The sequence below is a fragment of the Pseudomonas sp. GW821-FHT02B10 genome, from assembly GCF_059421865.1.
Genome location: NZ_JBWKVU010000002.1, coordinates 692,818 through 710,427 on the forward strand (window position 1 = coordinate 692,818; position 17,610 = coordinate 710,427).

At 62.9% G+C, this 17,610-nt stretch carries 15 protein-coding genes; 10 read left to right on the top strand and 5 right to left on the bottom strand.

Annotated features, from left to right (window positions below):
* Positions 1–400 precede the first annotated feature (400 nt).
* Positions 401–919 carry a glycine cleavage system transcriptional repressor gene (locus tag AC07VU_RS07050; RefSeq protein WP_007926052.1) on the top strand — a complete coding sequence of 173 codons (519 nt, stop codon included), beginning with the start codon at positions 401–403 and terminating at the stop codon, positions 917–919.
* 225 nt (positions 920–1,144) lie between these two features.
* On the opposite strand, the gene rarD is transcribed toward AC07VU_RS07050, so the two are convergent.
* The 5 genes from rarD to AC07VU_RS07075 all read right to left on the bottom strand — a co-directional run bounded on the left by rarD (position 1,145) and on the right by AC07VU_RS07075 (position 6,960).
* Positions 1,145–2,032: an EamA family transporter RarD gene (rarD, locus tag AC07VU_RS07055; protein ID WP_025807310.1), complete on the bottom strand. Its 888-nt coding sequence runs from the start codon at positions 2,030–2,032 to the stop codon at positions 1,145–1,147.
* Positions 2,033–2,163: 131 nt separating this feature from the next.
* Positions 2,164–3,138 (bottom strand): serine/threonine protein kinase, encoded by a 975-nt coding sequence (locus AC07VU_RS07060; RefSeq protein WP_007926057.1) that lies wholly within the window; start codon positions 3,136–3,138, stop codon positions 2,164–2,166.
* Between the two features lie 147 nt (positions 3,139–3,285).
* Positions 3,286–5,187: a PhoX family protein gene (locus tag AC07VU_RS07065; RefSeq protein ID WP_085533098.1), complete on the bottom strand. Its 1,902-nt coding sequence runs from the start codon at positions 5,185–5,187 to the stop codon at positions 3,286–3,288.
* A 203-nt stretch (positions 5,188–5,390) separates the two neighbouring features.
* On the bottom strand, positions 5,391–6,155 hold the full coding sequence (locus tag AC07VU_RS07070; protein ID WP_277589734.1) for a TOBE domain-containing protein: 765 nt from the start codon (positions 6,153–6,155) through the stop codon (positions 5,391–5,393).
* 64 nt (positions 6,156–6,219) lie between these two features.
* The gene (locus AC07VU_RS07075) at positions 6,220–6,960 is read right to left on the bottom strand and encodes a ComFC family protein (protein WP_274304857.1); all 741 of its coding nucleotides are present in this window, start codon (positions 6,958–6,960) and stop codon (positions 6,220–6,222) included.
* Between the two features lie 91 nt (positions 6,961–7,051).
* Here AC07VU_RS07075 and bioB point away from each other — a divergent pair, with 91 nt between their 5' ends.
* The 9 genes from bioB to AC07VU_RS07120 all read left to right on the top strand — a co-directional run bounded on the left by bioB (position 7,052) and on the right by AC07VU_RS07120 (position 17,536).
* A complete protein-coding gene (gene bioB, locus AC07VU_RS07080; RefSeq protein WP_007926062.1) occupies positions 7,052–8,107 on the top strand; it encodes a biotin synthase BioB in 1,056 nt (351 codons plus the stop codon).
* A 134-nt stretch (positions 8,108–8,241) separates the two neighbouring features.
* Complete coding sequence (gene bioF, locus AC07VU_RS07085; protein WP_495029651.1) at positions 8,242–9,420, top strand: 8-amino-7-oxononanoate synthase; 1,179 nt, start codon at positions 8,242–8,244, stop codon at positions 9,418–9,420.
* Entirely contained in the window at positions 9,413–10,144 is a 732-nt protein-coding gene (locus tag AC07VU_RS07090) for an alpha/beta fold hydrolase (protein ID WP_493185981.1), read from the top strand. The genes bioF and AC07VU_RS07090 overlap by 8 nt, the downstream gene beginning before the upstream one ends.
* Complete coding sequence (gene bioC / locus AC07VU_RS07095; RefSeq protein ID WP_087089422.1) at positions 10,137–10,949, top strand: malonyl-ACP O-methyltransferase BioC; 813 nt, start codon at positions 10,137–10,139, stop codon at positions 10,947–10,949. Before AC07VU_RS07090 ends, bioC begins: the two co-directional genes overlap by 8 nt.
* The gene (gene bioD / locus AC07VU_RS07100) at positions 10,946–11,626 is read left to right on the top strand and encodes a dethiobiotin synthase (protein WP_493185982.1); all 681 of its coding nucleotides are present in this window, start codon (positions 10,946–10,948) and stop codon (positions 11,624–11,626) included. Before bioC ends, bioD begins: the two co-directional genes overlap by 4 nt.
* Before the next feature lie 107 nt (positions 11,627–11,733).
* On the top strand, positions 11,734–12,030 hold the full coding sequence (locus AC07VU_RS07105) for a hypothetical protein (protein WP_007926068.1): 297 nt from the start codon (positions 11,734–11,736) through the stop codon (positions 12,028–12,030).
* A gap of 302 nt (positions 12,031–12,332) precedes the next feature.
* Positions 12,333–14,138, top strand: coding sequence for a phenylacyl-CoA dehydrogenase (locus tag AC07VU_RS07110; RefSeq protein ID WP_053262896.1), 1,806 nt, complete (start codon positions 12,333–12,335; stop codon positions 14,136–14,138).
* A gap of 218 nt (positions 14,139–14,356) precedes the next feature.
* Positions 14,357–15,649: a GGDEF domain-containing protein gene (locus AC07VU_RS07115; RefSeq protein WP_009045908.1), complete on the top strand. Its 1,293-nt coding sequence runs from the start codon at positions 14,357–14,359 to the stop codon at positions 15,647–15,649.
* Between the two features lie 90 nt (positions 15,650–15,739).
* Entirely contained in the window at positions 15,740–17,536 is a 1,797-nt protein-coding gene (locus AC07VU_RS07120) for an acyl-CoA dehydrogenase C-terminal domain-containing protein (protein ID WP_495029652.1), read from the top strand.
* Positions 17,537–17,610: the final 74 nt, after the last annotated feature.

Genomic DNA, 17,610 nt, shown 5'->3' on the forward strand with positions numbered 1-17,610 from the left:
CAGGGCTTTCAGGGTTGCGACTGCGCCTTGGCAGACATCGATCCAACGTTATGTAGTGCGCGCTGCGGCATACTACATGATGAATTGCGGTTGTGAAAATTAGACTAAATACGTCGTTCCGCGACTCAAGTTCGCGGCACGGTCACGCTGGGGAACAGGATGTTCTCAAAAAACTTGCAGATTGTTCCATAGAATTCTAAAAACATGTACACGATTTGTCTCAAGCCCCTTTTTTCCTTGTAGGAGCGAAGCTTGCTCGCGATGGCATCCTGACAGTCCCAACGATGCCGGCCGGGTGATTCTTGTCGCAAGCAGGCGTCGCTCCTGCCGGGCCGCGGCGACCCTGTGGCTTGCCTATACTTGACCTTCTACAACAAAAGTCCTGACAGAGGGTTGCGCCATGGACCACCTCGTACTCACCGTATTCGCCCCGGACAAGCCCGGACAGGTCGAGCGCATCGCCCAATGCATCGCCGCACACGGCGGCAATTGGCTGGAGAGTCGCATGTCGCGGATGGCCGGGCAGTTCGCCGGTATCCTGCGGGTCGGCGTGCCGGCCGAAGCCTATGACGAGCTGGTGGACGCCTTGCAAGGCTTGGCGGCCCAGGGCATTCGGGTGCTGATCGCCGAAAGCGGCATCGAACAATCCTGCACCTGGAAGCCGATCGCCATGGAACTGGTGGGCAACGACCGGCCGGGCATTGTGCGCGACATCACCCGCCTGTTGAGCGAGCAGGGGGTGAACCTGGAGCGACTGGTGACCGAAGTGCGCCCGGCCCCCATGAGCAGCGAGCCGCTGTTCCACGCCGAAGCGATCCTGGCGGTGCCGCTGACCTTGTCCCTCGACGTTTTGCAGTCGCGCCTGGAAACCCTGGCGGATGACCTGATGGTGGAGTTGGTGCTGCGTAGCGAGGTGTGAACCTGAAAGGGCGGGTTATCCAGTTTTAGCGTGCATGCGCCTGTGGATAACCTGTAGAGACCTGGCACCAGCCCAAGTCGGCCAAGGCTTTGCGGAATCTGATCAAAAAACCAGCAGTTTCAAGGGCTTGTGCACAAACGGCGGGGATCACGCTGTGGATAACCTTGGGAAGGATAGATGCAGGCCACGCCAACCGTGGCCTGCAGAACTTTGTACGTTTATTGATCAGCTGCGTTTGCGCAGGCTCAACCAGGCATCCACGCTGTACACCGCCAGGCCGGCCCAGATAAACATGAACGCCACCAGGGTGCTCGACGACAGGTGTTCGCCGAACAGCAGTACCGCCTGCAGCAGCACCAGGGTCGGCGCCAGGTACTGCAAGAAGCCCAGGGTGGTGTAGGGCAGGTGACGGGCGGCGGCGTTGAAGCACACCAGCGGCACCAGGGTGACGGGACCGGCCGCCACCAGCCACCAGGCCTCGGAGCTGGTCCAGAAGGCCGCCTGGGCACTGGTGGCGGTGGGGTTGAACAAGAGCCAGGCGAGGGCGATCGGCACCAGCATCCAGGTTTCCACCACCAGCCCCGGTAGCGCCTTGACCGGTGCCTGCTTGCGGATCAGTCCGTAGAAACCGAAGGTCAACGCCAGCACCAGGGAAACCCAGGGCAGGCTGCCGACCTGCCACACCTGCTGCGCCACGCCCACCGCCGCCAGGCCCACTGCGAGCCACTGCATGCGCCGCAGCCGCTCACCGAGGATCAGCATGCCCAGCAGCACGTTCACCAGCGGGTTGATGTAGTAACCCAGGCTGGCTTCGAGCATGCGCCCGTTGTTCACCGACCAGACATAGGTCAGCCAGTTAGCCGCGATCAGGGTGCCGCTCAGGGCCAGGATCGCCAGGCGCCTGGGGTTATCCCGCAGCTCGCGCCACCAGCCGGGATGCTTCCAGACCATCAGCAGCAGCGCGCCGAACAGCGCGGACCAGAGCACCCGGTGGATGATGATTTCCACGGCGGGCACGTTGGCGATGGCTTTGAAGTAGATCGGGAACAGGCCCCAGATGATGTAGGCACTCAGGCCCAGGATGTACCCGCGGCGCGGGTTGGCGGCTTGCATGCAGAATCCTTGCTTAGGCAGCTAACAAAGAGGGGGATTGTAAGGAGGTTTGTCAGGCCCTGTCTTTGTCGGTGTCATTCTGGTTGCCGGCTTTTGTGATCAATCCGGTTCTGTAGGAGCGAGGCTTGGGGTCAGAACAGCTTCAGCGGTTCTTCATTGAGCGCCGAGAGTTGCTCGCGCAACGCCAGCACCTGGTCGCCCCAATAACGCTCGCTGCCGAACCAGGGGAAGCTGCGTGGGAACGCCGGGTCGTCCCAGCGCCGGGCCAGCCAGGCGCTGTAGTGCATCAGGCGCAGGGCGCGCAGTGGTTCGATCAATGCCAGTTCGCGCGGGTCGAAGTCGTGGAACTCGCTGTAGCCATCCATCAGTTCCGACAGTTGCCCCAGGCATTCCTGGCGATCGCCGGCGAGCATCATCCACAGGTCCTGCACCGCCGGGCCCATGCGGCAGTCGTCGAGGTCGACGATATGGAACACCTCGTCGCGGCACATCATGTTGCCGGGGTGGCAGTCGCCGTGCATGCGGATGTTCTGGTGCGGCGTGGCCTGGTAGACCTCTTCCACCCGCTTGAGCAGGTCGCGGGCCACCGACTCGTAGGCCGGCAGCAGGCTCTTGGGCACGAAGTCGCCTTCCAGCAGAGTGGTCAGCGAATCGTGGCCGAAGTTCTTCACCCCCAGCGCTTCGCGATGCTCGAACGGGCGCGTGGCGCCGACCGCATGCAGGCGGCCGAGCAATTGCCCCAGGCGATACAGCTGGTCGAGGTTGCCGGGTTCCGGCGCCCGGCCGCCACGGCGTGGGAACAGGGTAAAGCGGAAGCCTTCATGCTCGAACAGGCTTTCGCCCTGGTGAATCAGCGGCGCCACCACCGGCACTTCGCACTCGGCGAGTTCGAAGGTGAAGCGGTGTTCTTCGAGGATCGCCTCGTTGGTCCAGCGCTGCGGGCGGTAGAACTTGGCGATCAGCGGCTCGCTGTCTTCGATGCCGACCTGGTAGACACGGTTTTCGTAACTGTTGAGTGCCAGGACACGGGCGTCGCTGAGAAAACCGATGCTTTCGACGGCATCGAGGACTAGATCAGGGGTAAGGGTTTCGAACGGGTGAGACATGCTGACTCCTGCGCGCAGCAGGCTGCTGCGTCCGGCCAAGCATGGTAGCGCACGAAGGATGACAGGTGGTGACTGTGAGGGCGCTATCGCGGGCAAGCTCGCCCCTACACGGATCTGTAGGAGCGAGCTTGCCCGCGAAGCGGTCTATCAGGCGCCGACGATACCGCCGTCTTCCCGGGTGATCACCATCACCGAGGAACGCGGCTTGCCGTTGGGCAGGTGCTCGGGGAAGGTCGAACCGCCGTTCTCGCCCGGGTGCTGGATGCCCACGAACAGGCTCCGCTGATCCGGCGAGAAGGTGATGCCAGTGACTTCGCAGCCCACCGGCCCGACCATGAAACGACGGATTTCACCGGTGTCCGGGTCGGCGCAGAGCATCTGGTTGTTGCCCATGCCGGCGAAGTCGCCGGTGTTGCTGGAGTCGCCGTCGGTGAGGATCCACAACCGGCCGGCCTTGTCGAAACCCAGGCCGTCGGGGCTGTTGAACATGTTCTGCGGCGTGATGTTCGACGAACCGCCTTTGGGCTGGCCGGCATGCACGGCCGGGTTGCCGGCGACCACGAACAGGTCCCAGGTGAAGTCCATCGAGCCGTGGTCGCCACGGGCGGTCTGCCAGCGCAGGATCTGCCCGTAGACGTTTTTCTCCCGCGGGTTCGGGCCGCCCACTGGCTGGCCGTCTTCGCCACGTTTGGAGTTGTTGGTCAGGGTGCAGTAGACCTGGCCGTCCTTCGGGCTGACCACGATCCATTCCGGGCGGTCCATGCGGGTGGCCTTGACCACGCTGGCCGCGAGGCGAGCGTGGATCAGCACCTCGGCCTGGTCGGCGAAACCGCTGCTGGCGTCGATGCCGTTCTTGCCATGGCTCAGCTCGACCCATTTGCCCTTGCCTTTCGGGTGGTCCGGGTTGCCGTCGCCATTGTCGAAGATCGCCACGTACAGGGTGCCGTGATCCAGCAGGTCGCGGTTGGCCTTGGGGTTGCGGTGGTTGATGCGGTCGCGGCTGACGAACTTGTAGATGAACTCGCCACGCTCGTCGTCGCCCATGTAGACCACGGCGCGTCCGTCGCGGGTTTCGGCCAGGGCGGCGTTTTCATGCTTGAAGCGGCCCAGGGCGGTGCGCTTGATCGGCTTGGACTGCGGGTCGAATGGGTCGATCTCCACGACCCAGCCGTGACGGTTGAGTTCGTTGGGGTTTTTCGCCAGGTCGAAGCGCGGGTCGAACTGATGCCAGTTGATGTCGCGGCTGCTCGCCGAGGCGCCATAGCGTTTCTGCGCGGCATCGAAGGTCTGCTGGGCGTTGCTGCTGCCGAAGCAGTCGGTGAAGTTCTCTTCACAGGTCAGGTAGGTGCCCCATGGCGTCTTGCCGTTGGCGCAGTTCTGGAAGGTGCCGAGGACTTTGCGGCCGCTCTTGTCGGCGCTGGTTTTCATCAGCGCGTGGCCGGCGGCCGGGCCGCTCAGGCGAATCGGCGCGTTGCCGTGGATGCGCCGGTTGTAGCGCGAGCCCTGGACGAACTGCCATTGGCCGCTGCGGCGCTGCACTTCGATCACCGACACGCCTTCGCTGGCCAGGGCCTTGCGCACGTCTTCCGCCGACTGCGGCATGCCGCCGTGGGGGTAGAGGTAGCGGTAGTTGGTGTATTCGTTGTTGATCGCCATCAATGCGCGATTCTTGTCGTCCGGGAAGGCGAACAGGCTCATGCCGTCGTTGTTGTCACCGAACTGGACCTCCTGGGCCGCGGCGGTGCCATTGCCACTCGGGTCGAACGCCGGGCCGTTCTTCTGCAGGGGCTGGCCCCAGCTGATCAGCACCGAAGACTTGTAGCCCGGCGGCAGGGTGATGGTGTCGCTGGTGGCGGCGGCAATGCCTTCAAAGCCCAGCAGCTTGCTGGAACCGGCGCTGACGCTGGCAGCCAGTACGCTGCGGCTCAGCAGGTTGCCACCGAGGAACATGGCCGCGCCGCACAGGGCTCCGGCGCTGATGAAACCACGGCGGCTGAGGCCGACCATCTTTTCGAGGTCGGTAGGTTGGTCTTCTTCTAATAGGCTCATCACAGGCTTCCTGCAGGGTTTTGCAGCCACCTTAATCAGCGTCGATGACGAACATATTGCAGTGACGAAAGCATTCCGCCGCTTGTGTAGCCGCTGCCGAAGGCTGCGATCGAGCCGAAGGCTCGCAGAGAGCTTGAGTCAATCAAGGTCCTGCGACCTTATCGCAGCCTGCGGCAGCGGCTACAGAGCCGTGATAAGTCTGGTTACAGCGGCGTGCCGAGCAGCACGTTGGATGGCGAGAACTGCACCCGTACCGGCTGGCCGGCGCTCAAGCCAAGGTGTCGCAGGTGCAGCGGTTCGGCCAGGGCACAGAGCGTCTGGCCGCTGGGCAGGGCGATTCTGATTTCGCTGGGGCCGTCTTCGGCGTCGAGGATCGCTTCCAGGGTGCCCTGCAGACAATTGTGTCCGGGTGTTGCGGGTTGATCGATGGCCAGCAATTCCAGCCAGCCGGCCTTGATCAACGCCACGACGCTTGTGCCGGGCTCCAGTTCCAGGTGCAGGGTACTGTCATGGGTGATCTGCGCCTGGATCGCCAGGTCTTCTGCGAGCGCCAGTCGTATCAGATCGTTGCGCCCCTGCGCTTCGATCGCCAGCACCGTGCCATGCAGCTGGTTGCGGGCGCTGGTGCGGAGCATCAGGCGCCCCAGCAGATCGAGGTCGGCGGCGTCTTCGGCGGCTTCCAGCACCTGGGCCTGCAAGGCCTGCAAGCGCTGGTAGAGGCACAGCACCCGTTCGCCTTCGACGGAGAGCCTGGCGCCACCGCCGCCTTTGCCGCCGACACTGCGTTCGACCAGGGGCTTTTGCGCCAGGTTGTTCAACTCGTCGATGGCGTCCCAGGCCGCCTTGTAACTCAGGCCGGCGCTTTTCGCGGCACGGGTGATCGAGCCCTGTTCGGCGATGTGCTGCAGCAGGGCAATGCGCTGCGGGCGACGGGCGATGTGCTGGGTCAACAAGGTGGGCAAGGGCATGGCTGAACGCTTTGAACGCTGGGAATGGAAAGGGAGTTTGCGGCTTGAGGGGCGAGAGTCAAGTTCAGTCGGACTCGCCGGGTTTTGGCGTGCGTGCCAGGCAATAGACATCGACCCGCCGGGCCCCGGCCTTGAGCAGCAGCCGCGCCAGGGCGTGGGCGGTCGCGCCGGTGGTGAGCACGTCGTCCACCAGCGCAAGGTGCCGGCCATGGACCGCCGCCTTGGGCATCAGGGCAAAGGCATGGTGCAGGTTGCGGTGCCGCGCCCTGGCATCCAGGCCCTGCTGCGATGGCGTGTCCTGGGTGCGCTGCAACAAGGTTTCGTCACAGGGGATTTGCAGGATCTCGCCGAGCCAGCGCGCGAGCATCGCCGCCTGGTTATAGCCGCGCTGGCGCAGGCGCTTGCGGGCCAGGGGCACCGGCAGCAGGGCGTCGGGTTGCGCCAGGTCCTCGGCAAAGCGATGTTGCAGCGATTGCGCGAGAAGTTCGGCTAAAAGACGGCCAAAGGGCCATTTGCCGTTGTGCTTGAAACGGCTGACCAGGCTGTCGACGGGAAAGCTGTAACGCCAGGGCGCCACCACCTGGGCGAAGGCGGGCGGTCGCTTGAGGCACTGGCCGCAGGTCAGGCCGGCCGCGGGCAGGGGCAGGGCGCAGACCTGGCAATGATCGCCGAGCCACGGCAGTTCGGTTTCGCAGGCGGTACAAATGGCTTGGGGCGTGTCGGTCGGCTCGTCGCAGAGCAAGCAGGTTTGTTTGTTTTTTAACCAGATGTAAACCGGTCCTTGGTAATGTGGTTGACACTGCATGGCGCTTCCTTAAATATGCCCAACATCCGTGTCGCGGCTGTGGGTATTGCCTTTCCGCAGCCGCTTGCCAAGCATAATCAAGGAATCGCCCATGAGCGCCAGCACCACCGCCAATCTGCGTCATGACTGGACTTTGGCTGAAGTCAAAGCCCTCTTCGTCCAGCCGTTCAATGACTTGCTGTTCCAGGCGCAGACGGTGCACCGTGCGCATTTCGACGCCAACCGCGTCCAGGTTTCCACCCTGTTGTCGATCAAGACCGGCGCCTGCCCGGAAGATTGCAAATATTGTCCGCAGTCCGGTCACTACAACACCGGCCTGGAAAAAGAAAAACTGATGGAAGTGCAGAAGGTCCTCGAAGAGGCCGCGCGCGCCAAGGCCATAGGTTCGACCCGTTTCTGCATGGGCGCGGCCTGGAAACACCCGTCGGCCAAAGACATGCCGTACGTGCTGGAAATGGTCAAGGGCGTGAAGGCCATGGGCCTGGAAACCTGCATGACCCTCGGTCGCCTGGACCAGGACCAGACCGAAGCGCTGGCCAAGGCCGGCCTGGACTACTACAACCACAACCTCGATACCTCGCCGGAGTTCTACGGCAGCATCATCACCACCCGCACCTACAGCGAGCGCCTGCAGACCCTGGCCTACGTGCGCGATGCCGGGATGAAGATCTGCTCCGGCGGCATCCTCGGCATGGGCGAATCCCTCGATGACCGCGCCGGCCTGCTGATCCAGTTGGCCAACCTGCCGGAGCACCCGGAGTCGGTACCGATCAACATGCTGGTGAAAGTGGCTGGCACGCCTCTGGAAAACTCCGAGGACGTCGATCCGTTCGACTTCATCCGCATGCTCGCCGTGGCTCGTATCCTGATGCCGAAATCCCATGTGCGCCTGTCCGCCGGCCGCGAAGCGATGAACGAGCAGATGCAGGCCCTGGCGTTCTTCGCCGGCGCCAACTCGATTTTCTACGGCGAGAAACTGCTGACCACCGCCAACCCGCAGGCCGACAAGGACATGCAACTGTTCGCGCGCCTGGGCATCCAGCCGGAAGCCCGCGAAGAGCATGCCGACGAGGTGCACCAGGCCGCCATCGAGCAGGCGCTGGTGGAGCAGAAGAGCAGCGAGCAGTTCTACAACGCCGCCGTCTGATCTGCTGCCTCTGTAGGAGCGAGGCTTGCCCGCGAATGGTTCACCGCGTGAGCCAGGGACACAGAGGTGTCTGGATCGCGGGCAAGCACCGCTCCTACAAGGATGATGTTTCTTTTCTTGCCTGCGAGGCCTGCATGTCTTTCGATCTCCGCGCGCGTCTCGCTGCCCGTCGTGCCGAAAATCTCTATCGTCAGCGCCCACTGCTGGAAAGCCCGCAAGGGCCGCAAGTGGTGGTCGACGGCCAGCCGTTGCTGGCGTTCTGCAACAACGATTACCTGGGCCTGGCCAATCACCCGCAAGTGATCGAAGCCTGGCGCGCCGGTGCGTCCCGCTGGGGCGTGGGCGGTGGCGCCTCGCACCTGGTGATTGGCCACAGCACGCCCCACCATCAGTTGGAGGAAGCCCTGGCCGAGTTCACCGGTCGCCCGCGGGCATTGCTGTTCACCACCGGTTACATGGCCAATCTCGGCGCGGTCACCGCGCTGGTGGGGCAGGGCGACACGGTGCTGGAAGACCGCCTCAACCACGCGTCATTGCTGGATGCCGGCCTGCTCTCCGGCGCGCGCTTCAACCGTTACCTGCACAACGATGCCGAGAGCCTGGCCAAGCGCCTGGAGAAGGCCACCGGCAATACCCTGGTGGTCACCGATGGTGTGTTCAGCATGGACGGCGACCTGGCCGACCTGCCGGCGCTGGCTCGCGAAACCCGGGCCAAGGGCGCCTGGCTGATGGTCGACGACGCCCATGGCTTCGGGCCGCTGGGGGCCAACGGCGCAGGGATCGTCGAGCACTTCGGCTTGAGCCAGGAAGAGGTGCCGGTCCTGGTGGGCACCCTCGGCAAGGCGTTCGGCACCGCCGGTGCCTTTGTCGCCGGTAGCGAGGAAATGATCGAAAGCCTGATCCAGTTCGCCCGTCCCTACATCTATACCACCAGCCAGCCGCCGGCCCTGGCCTGCGCCACCCTGAAAAGCCTGGAGTTGCTGCGCAGCGAACACTGGCGACGTGAGCACCTGAATACCCTGATCCGCCAGTTCCGCCAGGGCGCCGAGCAGATCGGGCTGACCCTGATGGACAGCTTTACGCCGATCCAGCCGATCCTGATCGGCGACAGCGCGCGGGCGATTCGCCTGTCGCAGATGCTGCGCGAGCGCGGCCTGATGGTCACCGCGATTCGTCCGCCTACCGTGCCCGCGGGGAGCGCCCGCTTGCGGGTGACCCTGTCCGCCGCCCATAGTGAGACTCAGGTCCAGCTATTGTTGAATGCACTGGCGGATTGTTTTAGCGAACCGGGACCGGAGCCAAGCCATGCGTGATCGACTGATTCTGCTGCCCGGTTGGGGGCTCGGTGTATCGCCGCTCGAACCCTTGGCGGCGGCTCTGCAGGGGCTGGACGAACACCTGCGGGTCGAGATCGAGCCATTGCCGGAGCTGGAGTCCAGCGACCTGAATGAGTGGCTCGACGAACTGGACGCCAGCGTCCCGGACAACGCCTGGCTCGGTGGCTGGTCACTGGGCGGCATGCTGGCTTCCGAGCTGGCGGCGCGTCGTGGTGAACGCTGCTGCGGTCTGCTGACGTTGGCCAGCAACCCCAGTTTCGTGGCGCATGCCGAGTGGGCAAGCGCAATGCCGGGGGAGGCCTTCGACGGGTTTCTGGCCGGCTGTAACGCCGACCCACGCACCACCCTCAAGCGCTTCAGCCTGTTGTGTGCCCAGGGCGCCGAAGATCCGCGCGGCCTGTCGCGCCTGCTGTCGGGCGGCGCGCCGCATACTTCGGGTGCTGTGTTGATGGCTGGCCTGGAGTTGCTGGCGCAGCTGGATACCCGCCATGCCTTGCAGGCGTTTCGTGGACCGCAGTTGCATCTGTTCGCCGGGCTCGACGGCCTGGTGCCGGCCGAAGCCGCGGGCGAACTGCTGGCGTTGTTGCCCGATGTTGAAGTTGGCCTGATTGAGCAGGCCAGCCACGCGTTTCTTCTGGAGGATCCCCACGGTGTGGCGGGGGCGATCCAGGCTTTTTTGCATGAGTCCGGTGATGACTGATCTGTCCCTTCCCAAGCCCCCCGGCAGCTTGCCCGACAAGCGCCAGGTGGCGGCTTCCTTTTCTCGCGCGGCGTCCAGTTACGACAGCGTGGCGCAACTGCAGCGCGACGTCGGTAACGAGTTGCTGGGCCGCCTGCCGCAAGACCGCGAGCCCGGCCGCTGGCTGGACATGGGCTGTGGCACGGGTTATTTCAGCCGCCTGTTGGGCGAGCGTTTCCAGGCCAGCGAAGGGCTGGCGCTGGACATCGCCGAAGGCATGCTCGAGCACGCCCGGCCGTTGGGCGGGGCGCGGTATTTCATTGCCGGCGATGCCGAGCGTTTGCCGTTGCAGGGGCAGAGTTGCGAACTGATTTTCTCCAGCCTGGCGGTGCAGTGGTGCGCGGATTTCCGTTCGGTTCTCAGCGAGGCGCATCGGGTGCTGAAGCCGGGCGGCGTGCTGGCCTTTGCCAGCCTGTGCGTCGGTACGCTGTACGAATTGCGCGACAGTTGGCGTCAGGTCGACGGCATGGTGCATGTCAATCGCTTTCGTGAGTTCAGTACATATCAACAGCTGTGTGCGGCGAGCGGCTTGCAGGTGCTGAGCCTGGAGACCCGTCCTCATGTGCTGCACTACCCGGATGTGCGCAGTCTGACCCATGAGTTGAAGGCCCTGGGGGCGCACAACCTCAACCCTGGACGGCCCGGCGGGCTGACAGGGCGGGCGCGGATCAAGGGCCTGATCGACGCCTACGAACAGTTCCGTCAAGCGCAGGGATTGCCCGCGACCTACCAGGTGGTCTACGCCGTATTGGAGAAGCCGCTATGAGCCAAGCCTATTTCGTTACCGGAACAGACACCGATGTTGGCAAGACCACCGTCGCCGCCGGCTTGCTGCATGCCGCGCGGCTCTCGGGATTGAGCACCGCGGCCGGGAAACCTGTGGCTTCGGGCTGCGAGCTGACCCCCGCGGGGTTGCGTAACGCCGATGCCTTGGCCCTGTTGGCTGAATGTTCATTGCCGCTGACCTATGACGAGGTCAATCCGCTGGCTTTCGAGCCAGCCATCGCTCCCCATCTGGCGGCCCGCGAGGCTGGCGTGGCGTTGACTGTTCAGGCCTTGCTGGCGCCCATGCGTCAGGTGCTGGCCAAGGGCGCGGATTTCACCCTGATCGAAGGGGCCGGTGGCTGGCGTGTGCCGCTGGCCGATCAGGACAACCTGTCCGACCTGGCCATGGCCCTGGGCCTGCCGGTGATCCTGGTGGTGGGCGTGCGCCTGGGCTGTATCAACCATGCCCTGCTGACGGCCGAGGCGATTGCACAGGACGGATTGCAGCTGGCCGGCTGGGTGGCCAATATCATCGAGCCGAAGACTTCGCGGCTCGAGGAGAACCTCGCCACGCTGGCGGAGCGCCTGCCCGCACCTTGTCTGGGGCGGGTCCCGAGATTGAAGGCGGTCAGCGCCGAAGCGGTGGCCGAGTATCTGCAACTGGACCTGCTTGACTAGATTTTGCCTATGGTGAGGCACTGTGCCATTAGTGTTTTTGACGGGTCTTTTTCTGACGCGTCTGGTTCAATAGCCGCTGTTCATTCCTTGCAGGGTCGAATTCTCCCATGGAAATTTCCGGGAATACCGCTTTCTACGCCGGCCTGAGTACCGTGCAGACCGGGCAGAATCGTGTCGATCAGGCGGCCAGCCAGATCGCCAATACGACCATCGAACGTTCTGTCGCCAGCCAATCCTCTGAGGTACAAGTCGAGCGCCTGCGATCCGTCGATCGCAGCCAGCAATCGGACTTGGCCAGCAACATGGTCGAGATGGCCATGGGCAAAGTTCAGGCGGAGCTGGGTGTGAAAGTCGCCAAGGCCGCCGATGAAGTGCTCGGTACGCTGATCGACACCTACGCTTGACCCTCCTTCGGTAGCCCTGCCCATTTTTGCGGGCAGGGTGACCCGCGCAAGAACTCTCTGCAAAGCCCCATCTTCCGTCTTGCTGGCCTGCCAGCTCCTACACTCTATTCAGCTCCCGAATATTTCACGGCATTCGCTGTGGGCCTTTGCGTGCAAGGCCTGCAGAGGATCGATGACGAACGGTGTTTGCGTGGCGCTTGACAAGGTTTGGGCGTAAACGTATGTTTCAAACAACTGTTTGACCGCCACAATAAATCAACGCGGTCGTTCATTCCCGGTTACATCAGCAGAGGTTTATCGCTATGCCTGACTACAAGGCCCCCTTGCGTGATATTCGCTTCGTTCGTGACGAGCTGCTCGGCTATGAAGCGCACTATCAGAGCCTGCCGGCTTGCCAGGACGCTACTCCAGACATGGTTGACGCCATCCTCGAGGAAGGCGCGAAGTTTTGTGAGCAGGTACTGGCCCCTCTGAACCGTGTGGGTGACCAGGAAGGCTGCACCTGGAGCGAGTCCGGCGTTAAGACCCCGACTGGCTTCAAAGAGGCCTACAAGCAATTTGTCGAAGGCGGCTGGCCAAGCCTGGCTCACGATGTCGAGCATGGTGGTCAAGGCCTGCCGGAGTCCCTGGGCCTGGCTGTCAGCGAAATGGTCGGCGAAGCCAACTGGTCTTGGGGCATGTACCCAGGCCTGTCCCATGGCGCGATGAACACCATCTCCGAACATGGCACGCCTGAGCAGCAAGAGGCTTACCTGACCAAGCTGGTATCCGGTGAGTGGACCGGCACTATGTGCCTGACCGAACCGCACTGCGGCACCGACCTGGGCATGCTGCGCACCAAGGCCGAACCTCAGGCCGACGGTTCCTACAAAGTTACCGGCACCAAGATCTTCATCTCGGCCGGTGAACACGACATGGCCGACAACATCGTCCATATCGTTCTGGCCCGCCTGCCGGATGCACCGGCTGGCACCAAAGGCATCTCGCTGTTCATCGTGCCGAAGTTCCTACCGAACGCCGATGGCACTGTCGGCCAGCGCAACGCCGTGAGCTGCGGTTCCCTGGAACACAAGATGGGTATCCACGGTAACGCCACCTGCGTGATGAACTTCGACGCGGCCACCGGTTTCCTGATCGGCCCGGCGAACAAAGGCCTGAACTGCATGTTCACCTTCATGAACACCGCTCGCCTGGGTACCGCGCTGCAAGGCCTGGCCCACGCCGAGATCGGTTTCCAGGGCGGCCTGAAATACGCTCGCGATCGTCTGCAAATGCGTTCCCTGACTGGCCCGAAAGCGCCGGACAAGGCCGCCGACCCGATCATCGTGCACCCTGACGTACGTCGCATGCTGTTGACCATGAAGGCTTTCGCCGAAGGCAACCGGGCCATGGTCTACTTCACCGCCAAGCAGGTCGACATCGTCAAGTACGGCGTGGACGAAGAAGAGAAGAAGAAAGCCGACGCACTGCTGGCCTTCATGACTCCGATCGCCAAGGCCTTCATGACCGAAGTCGGTTTCGAATCCGCCAACCACGGCGTGCAGATCTACGGTGGCCACGGTTTCATCGCCGAGTGGGGCATGGAGCAGAACGTTCGCGACAGCCGCATTTCCATGCTGTACGAAGGCACCACCGGTATCCAGGCGCTGGACTTGCTGGGCCGTAAAGTGCTGATGACTCAAGGCGAGGCTCTGAAAGGCTTCACCAAGATCGTCCACAAGTTCTGCCAGAGCAACGAAGGCAACGAGTCGGTCAAAGAGTTCGTCGCACCGCTGGCTGCACTGAACAAGGAATGGGGCGAGCTGACCATGAAGGTCGGTATGGCGGCCATGAAAGACCGTGAAGAAGTCGGTGCTGCGTCCGTGGATTACCTGATGTATTCCGGTTATGCCTGCCTGGCTTACTTCTGGGCCGACATGGCACGCCTGGCTGCCGAGAAGCTGGCTGCCGGCACCACCGAAGAGGCGTTCTACACCGCCAAGCTGCAGACCGCGCGCTTCTACTTCCAGCGCATCCTGCCGCGTACCCGCACTCACGTTGCGGCGATGCTGTCGGGTGCCAACAACCTGATGGACATGAAAGAGGAAGATTTCGGCCTGGCTTACTAAGCCCTACCGGCATCTCTTCAGAGGCCGCTTCTCCTTCGGGAGAAGCGGCTTTTTTGTGCGCGGGATGAATCTGAAAATAATCCGACTAAAACGTTAAGAAGAAGCCGGTCCCTGCCGTTACAGAAGTGGCAATGTGACATACATCACATTTGTGCTGTTTAACCATGCCAGGTGAAGGCATAGTGCCATCTACTGTTTAACCGCGTCGGAGCTTTACCTTGCCGCGTTCTTCTGCTGTACGTTTCAGCCATTTTCTACCGTCATTGTTACTTTTGCTTGCGGGGCTCGCGGCTGCCTACGTCAAGGATCTCAACGTTTTCTTCACCTCGCTGTTCAACGTCTTGCCGACCCTGGTGCTGTTGCTCGGCGGCGCTTATTGCGCGGTGTACCGGCGCCAGCGTGAACTGTTCCTGATGGTCACGGTGTACATCGCCTATTTCCTGCTCGATACCCAGACCGACTATTACCGTGACAACGGCAAGGTCCGCGAGGATGCGGCCGTGGTGTTCCACTTGGTCTGCTTGCTGCTGCCGCTGCTGTTCGGCCTGTTTGCGGCCTGGCAGGAGCGTACCCACCTGTTCCAGGACATGGTGGCGCGGTTTGCCGTATTGCTCGCCTTTGGCAGCGTGGCGCTGGGCCTGGAGCAGAGTTATCCCCAGGCGCTGCTGGCCTGGCTGGCGGAAATCCGTTGGCCGGCCCTGCACGGCGCCTGGATGAGCCTGATCCAGTTGTCGTACCCGGTGTTTATCGCCGCCTTCCTGTTGCTGGCGATCCAGTACTGGCGCAATCCACGTCCGCTGCATGCGGCGCAGTTGGTGGGGCTGCTGGGGCTGTTCTGGATGCTGCCCAAGACCTTCATCCTGCCGTTCACTCTGAACATCATGTGCAGCCAGGTGATGCTGATGATCGCCGCGGCCGTTGCCCATGAGGCGTACCAGATGGCTTTCCGCGACGAGCTGACCGGATTGCCGGGGCGCCGCGCCTTGAACGAGCGCATGCAGCGCCTGGGGCGCAACTATGTGCTGGCGATGAGTGACGTCGACCACTTCAAGAAATTCAACGACACCCACGGCCACGATGTGGGCGACCAGGTGCTGCGCCTGGTGGCCAGCAAACTGTCGAAAGTCAGTGGCGGCGGTCGTGCCTACCGTTATGGCGGCGAGGAGTTTGCGGTGGTGTTCGCCGGCAAGACCCTCGAGGAATGCATGCCGCACCTGGAGGTCATTCGCGAGACCATCGCCAACTACAACATCCAGTTGCGCAATCAGGAGAACCGGCCCCAGGACGACCAGCAGGGTCGTCAGCGCCGGGGTGCGGCCGCGGCGTCCAGCGTATCGGTGACCGTCAGTATCGGCGTCGCCGAGCGGCAGATGGAGCACCGCTCGCCTGAGGAGGTGCTCAAGTCTGCCGACCAGGCGCTGTACAGCGCCAAGGGCGCGGGGCGTAACTGCGTCATGGCCTTCGGTCAGAACCGCCGTGGCGCGGTGCGCATGGACACCGCTGCGGGTTGAGTGATAGCGGCGCATTCAGCGTCTGGACTGTGATTGGCAGGTCGGATGAGCGGCAGTAGGTTGGATTGATCTGCTGCCGGAGAAACGACCATGCCCGAGTACAAAGCTCCCCTGCGCGACATGCGCTTTTTGATCGACCACGTCTTCGACTTTCACGCCAGCTACGCCGCCCTGGGGGCCAGCGATGCCAGCCCGGACATGGTGGCCGCGATCCTCGAAGAAGGGGCAAAGTTCTGTGAAAACGTGCTGGCGCCGTTGAACCGCCCGGGCGATGAAGAGGGCTGCCATTTCGACAATGGCGTGGTCACCACGCCAAAAGGCTTCAAGCAGGCTTTCGCCCAGTATGTAGAAGGCGGCTGGCACGGCCTGGCGGCGGACCCGAACTATGGTGGCCAGGGCCTGCCGCATTCGCTGGGGCTGGTGATCAGCGAAATGGTCGGCTCCAGCAACACTTCCTGGGGCATGTACCCGGGCCTGACCCACGGCGCCATGTCGGCGATTCACGCCCACGGCAGCGAAGAGCAGAAGCAGACCTACCTGAGCAAGCTCACCGCTGGCCAATGGACTGGCACCATGTGCCTGACCGAAGCCCATTGCGGCACCGACCTGGGCATCATCAAGACCCGCGCCGTGCCCCAGGCCGACGGCAGCTATGCGGTCTCCGGCAGCAAGATCTTCATTTCTGCCGGCGAGCACGACATGAGTGAAAACATCATCCACCTGGTGCTGGCCAAGCTGCCGGATGCGCCGGCCGGTACCAAGGGCATTTCGCTGTTTATCGTGCCCAAGTTTTTGCCCAACGCCGATGGCGAGGCGGGTGAGCGCAATGGTGTGAGCTGCGGTTCCATCGAACACAAGATGGGCATCAAGGCTTCGGCCACCTGCGTGCTCAACTTCGATGGCGCCAAGGGATTCCTGATCGGTGAGGCCAACAAGGGCCTGAATTGCATGTTCACCATGATGAACCACGCGCGCCTCGGTACCGGGATGCAGGGGCTGTGCCTGGGCGAGGCAAGCTTCCAGGGCGCAATCAAGTACGCCAACGACCGTCTGCAGATGCGCTCCCTGACCGGGCCGAAGGCGCCGGACAAGGCCGCCGACCCGATCATTGTCCACCCCGATGTGCGGCGCATGCTGCTGACCATGAAGGCCTTCAACGAAGGTAATCGCGCCCTGGCCTATTTCACCGCGCAGTTGCTGGATGTGGCGCACCTGGCCGCCGACGAGACCCAGCGCCAGGATGCCGAGAACCTGCTGGCTTTCCTGACACCGATCTGCAAGGCCTTCATGACTGAAACCGGGCTGGAGGTGACCAACCACGGTATGCAGGTGTTTGGCGGGCATGGCTTCATTCGCGAATGGGGCATGGAGCAACTGGTGCGCGACTGCCGCATCGCCCCGATCTATGAAGGCACCAACGGCATCCAGGCCCTGGACCTGCTGGGACGCAAGGTGCTTGGCAGTCAGGGCAAGTTGCTGACGGGTTTCACCAAGATCGTCCACAAATTCTGCGCGGCCAATGCCGAGCATCCACAACTCAAGGGTTATGTGACGCAACTCGACGGGCTCAACCGGCAGTGGGGCGCGCTGACCACCAAGGTCGGGATGGCGGCGATGAAGAACCCCGACGAAGTCGGCGCCGCGGCGCTGGATTACCTGATGTACAGCGGTTACATCATCCTCGCCTACCTGTGGCTGCGCATGGCGCTGGTGGCCCAGGCCCGGCTCGACGCCGGTAAAGAGGATGCCGATTATTGCCAGGCCAAGCTGGCGACCTGCGAGTTCTACTTCAAGCGCTTGCTGCCGCGTACCGCGGCCCATCTGGCGGTGATCGAGGCGGGCAGTGACTGCCTGATGAAGTTGCCGGCGGAGCTGTTTGCGCTCTAGGTTTTCATGTAATCGTCCATTGCGGGCAAGCCTGCTCCTGCAGATATTTGCGGGAGTGAGTTTGCTCGTGATTT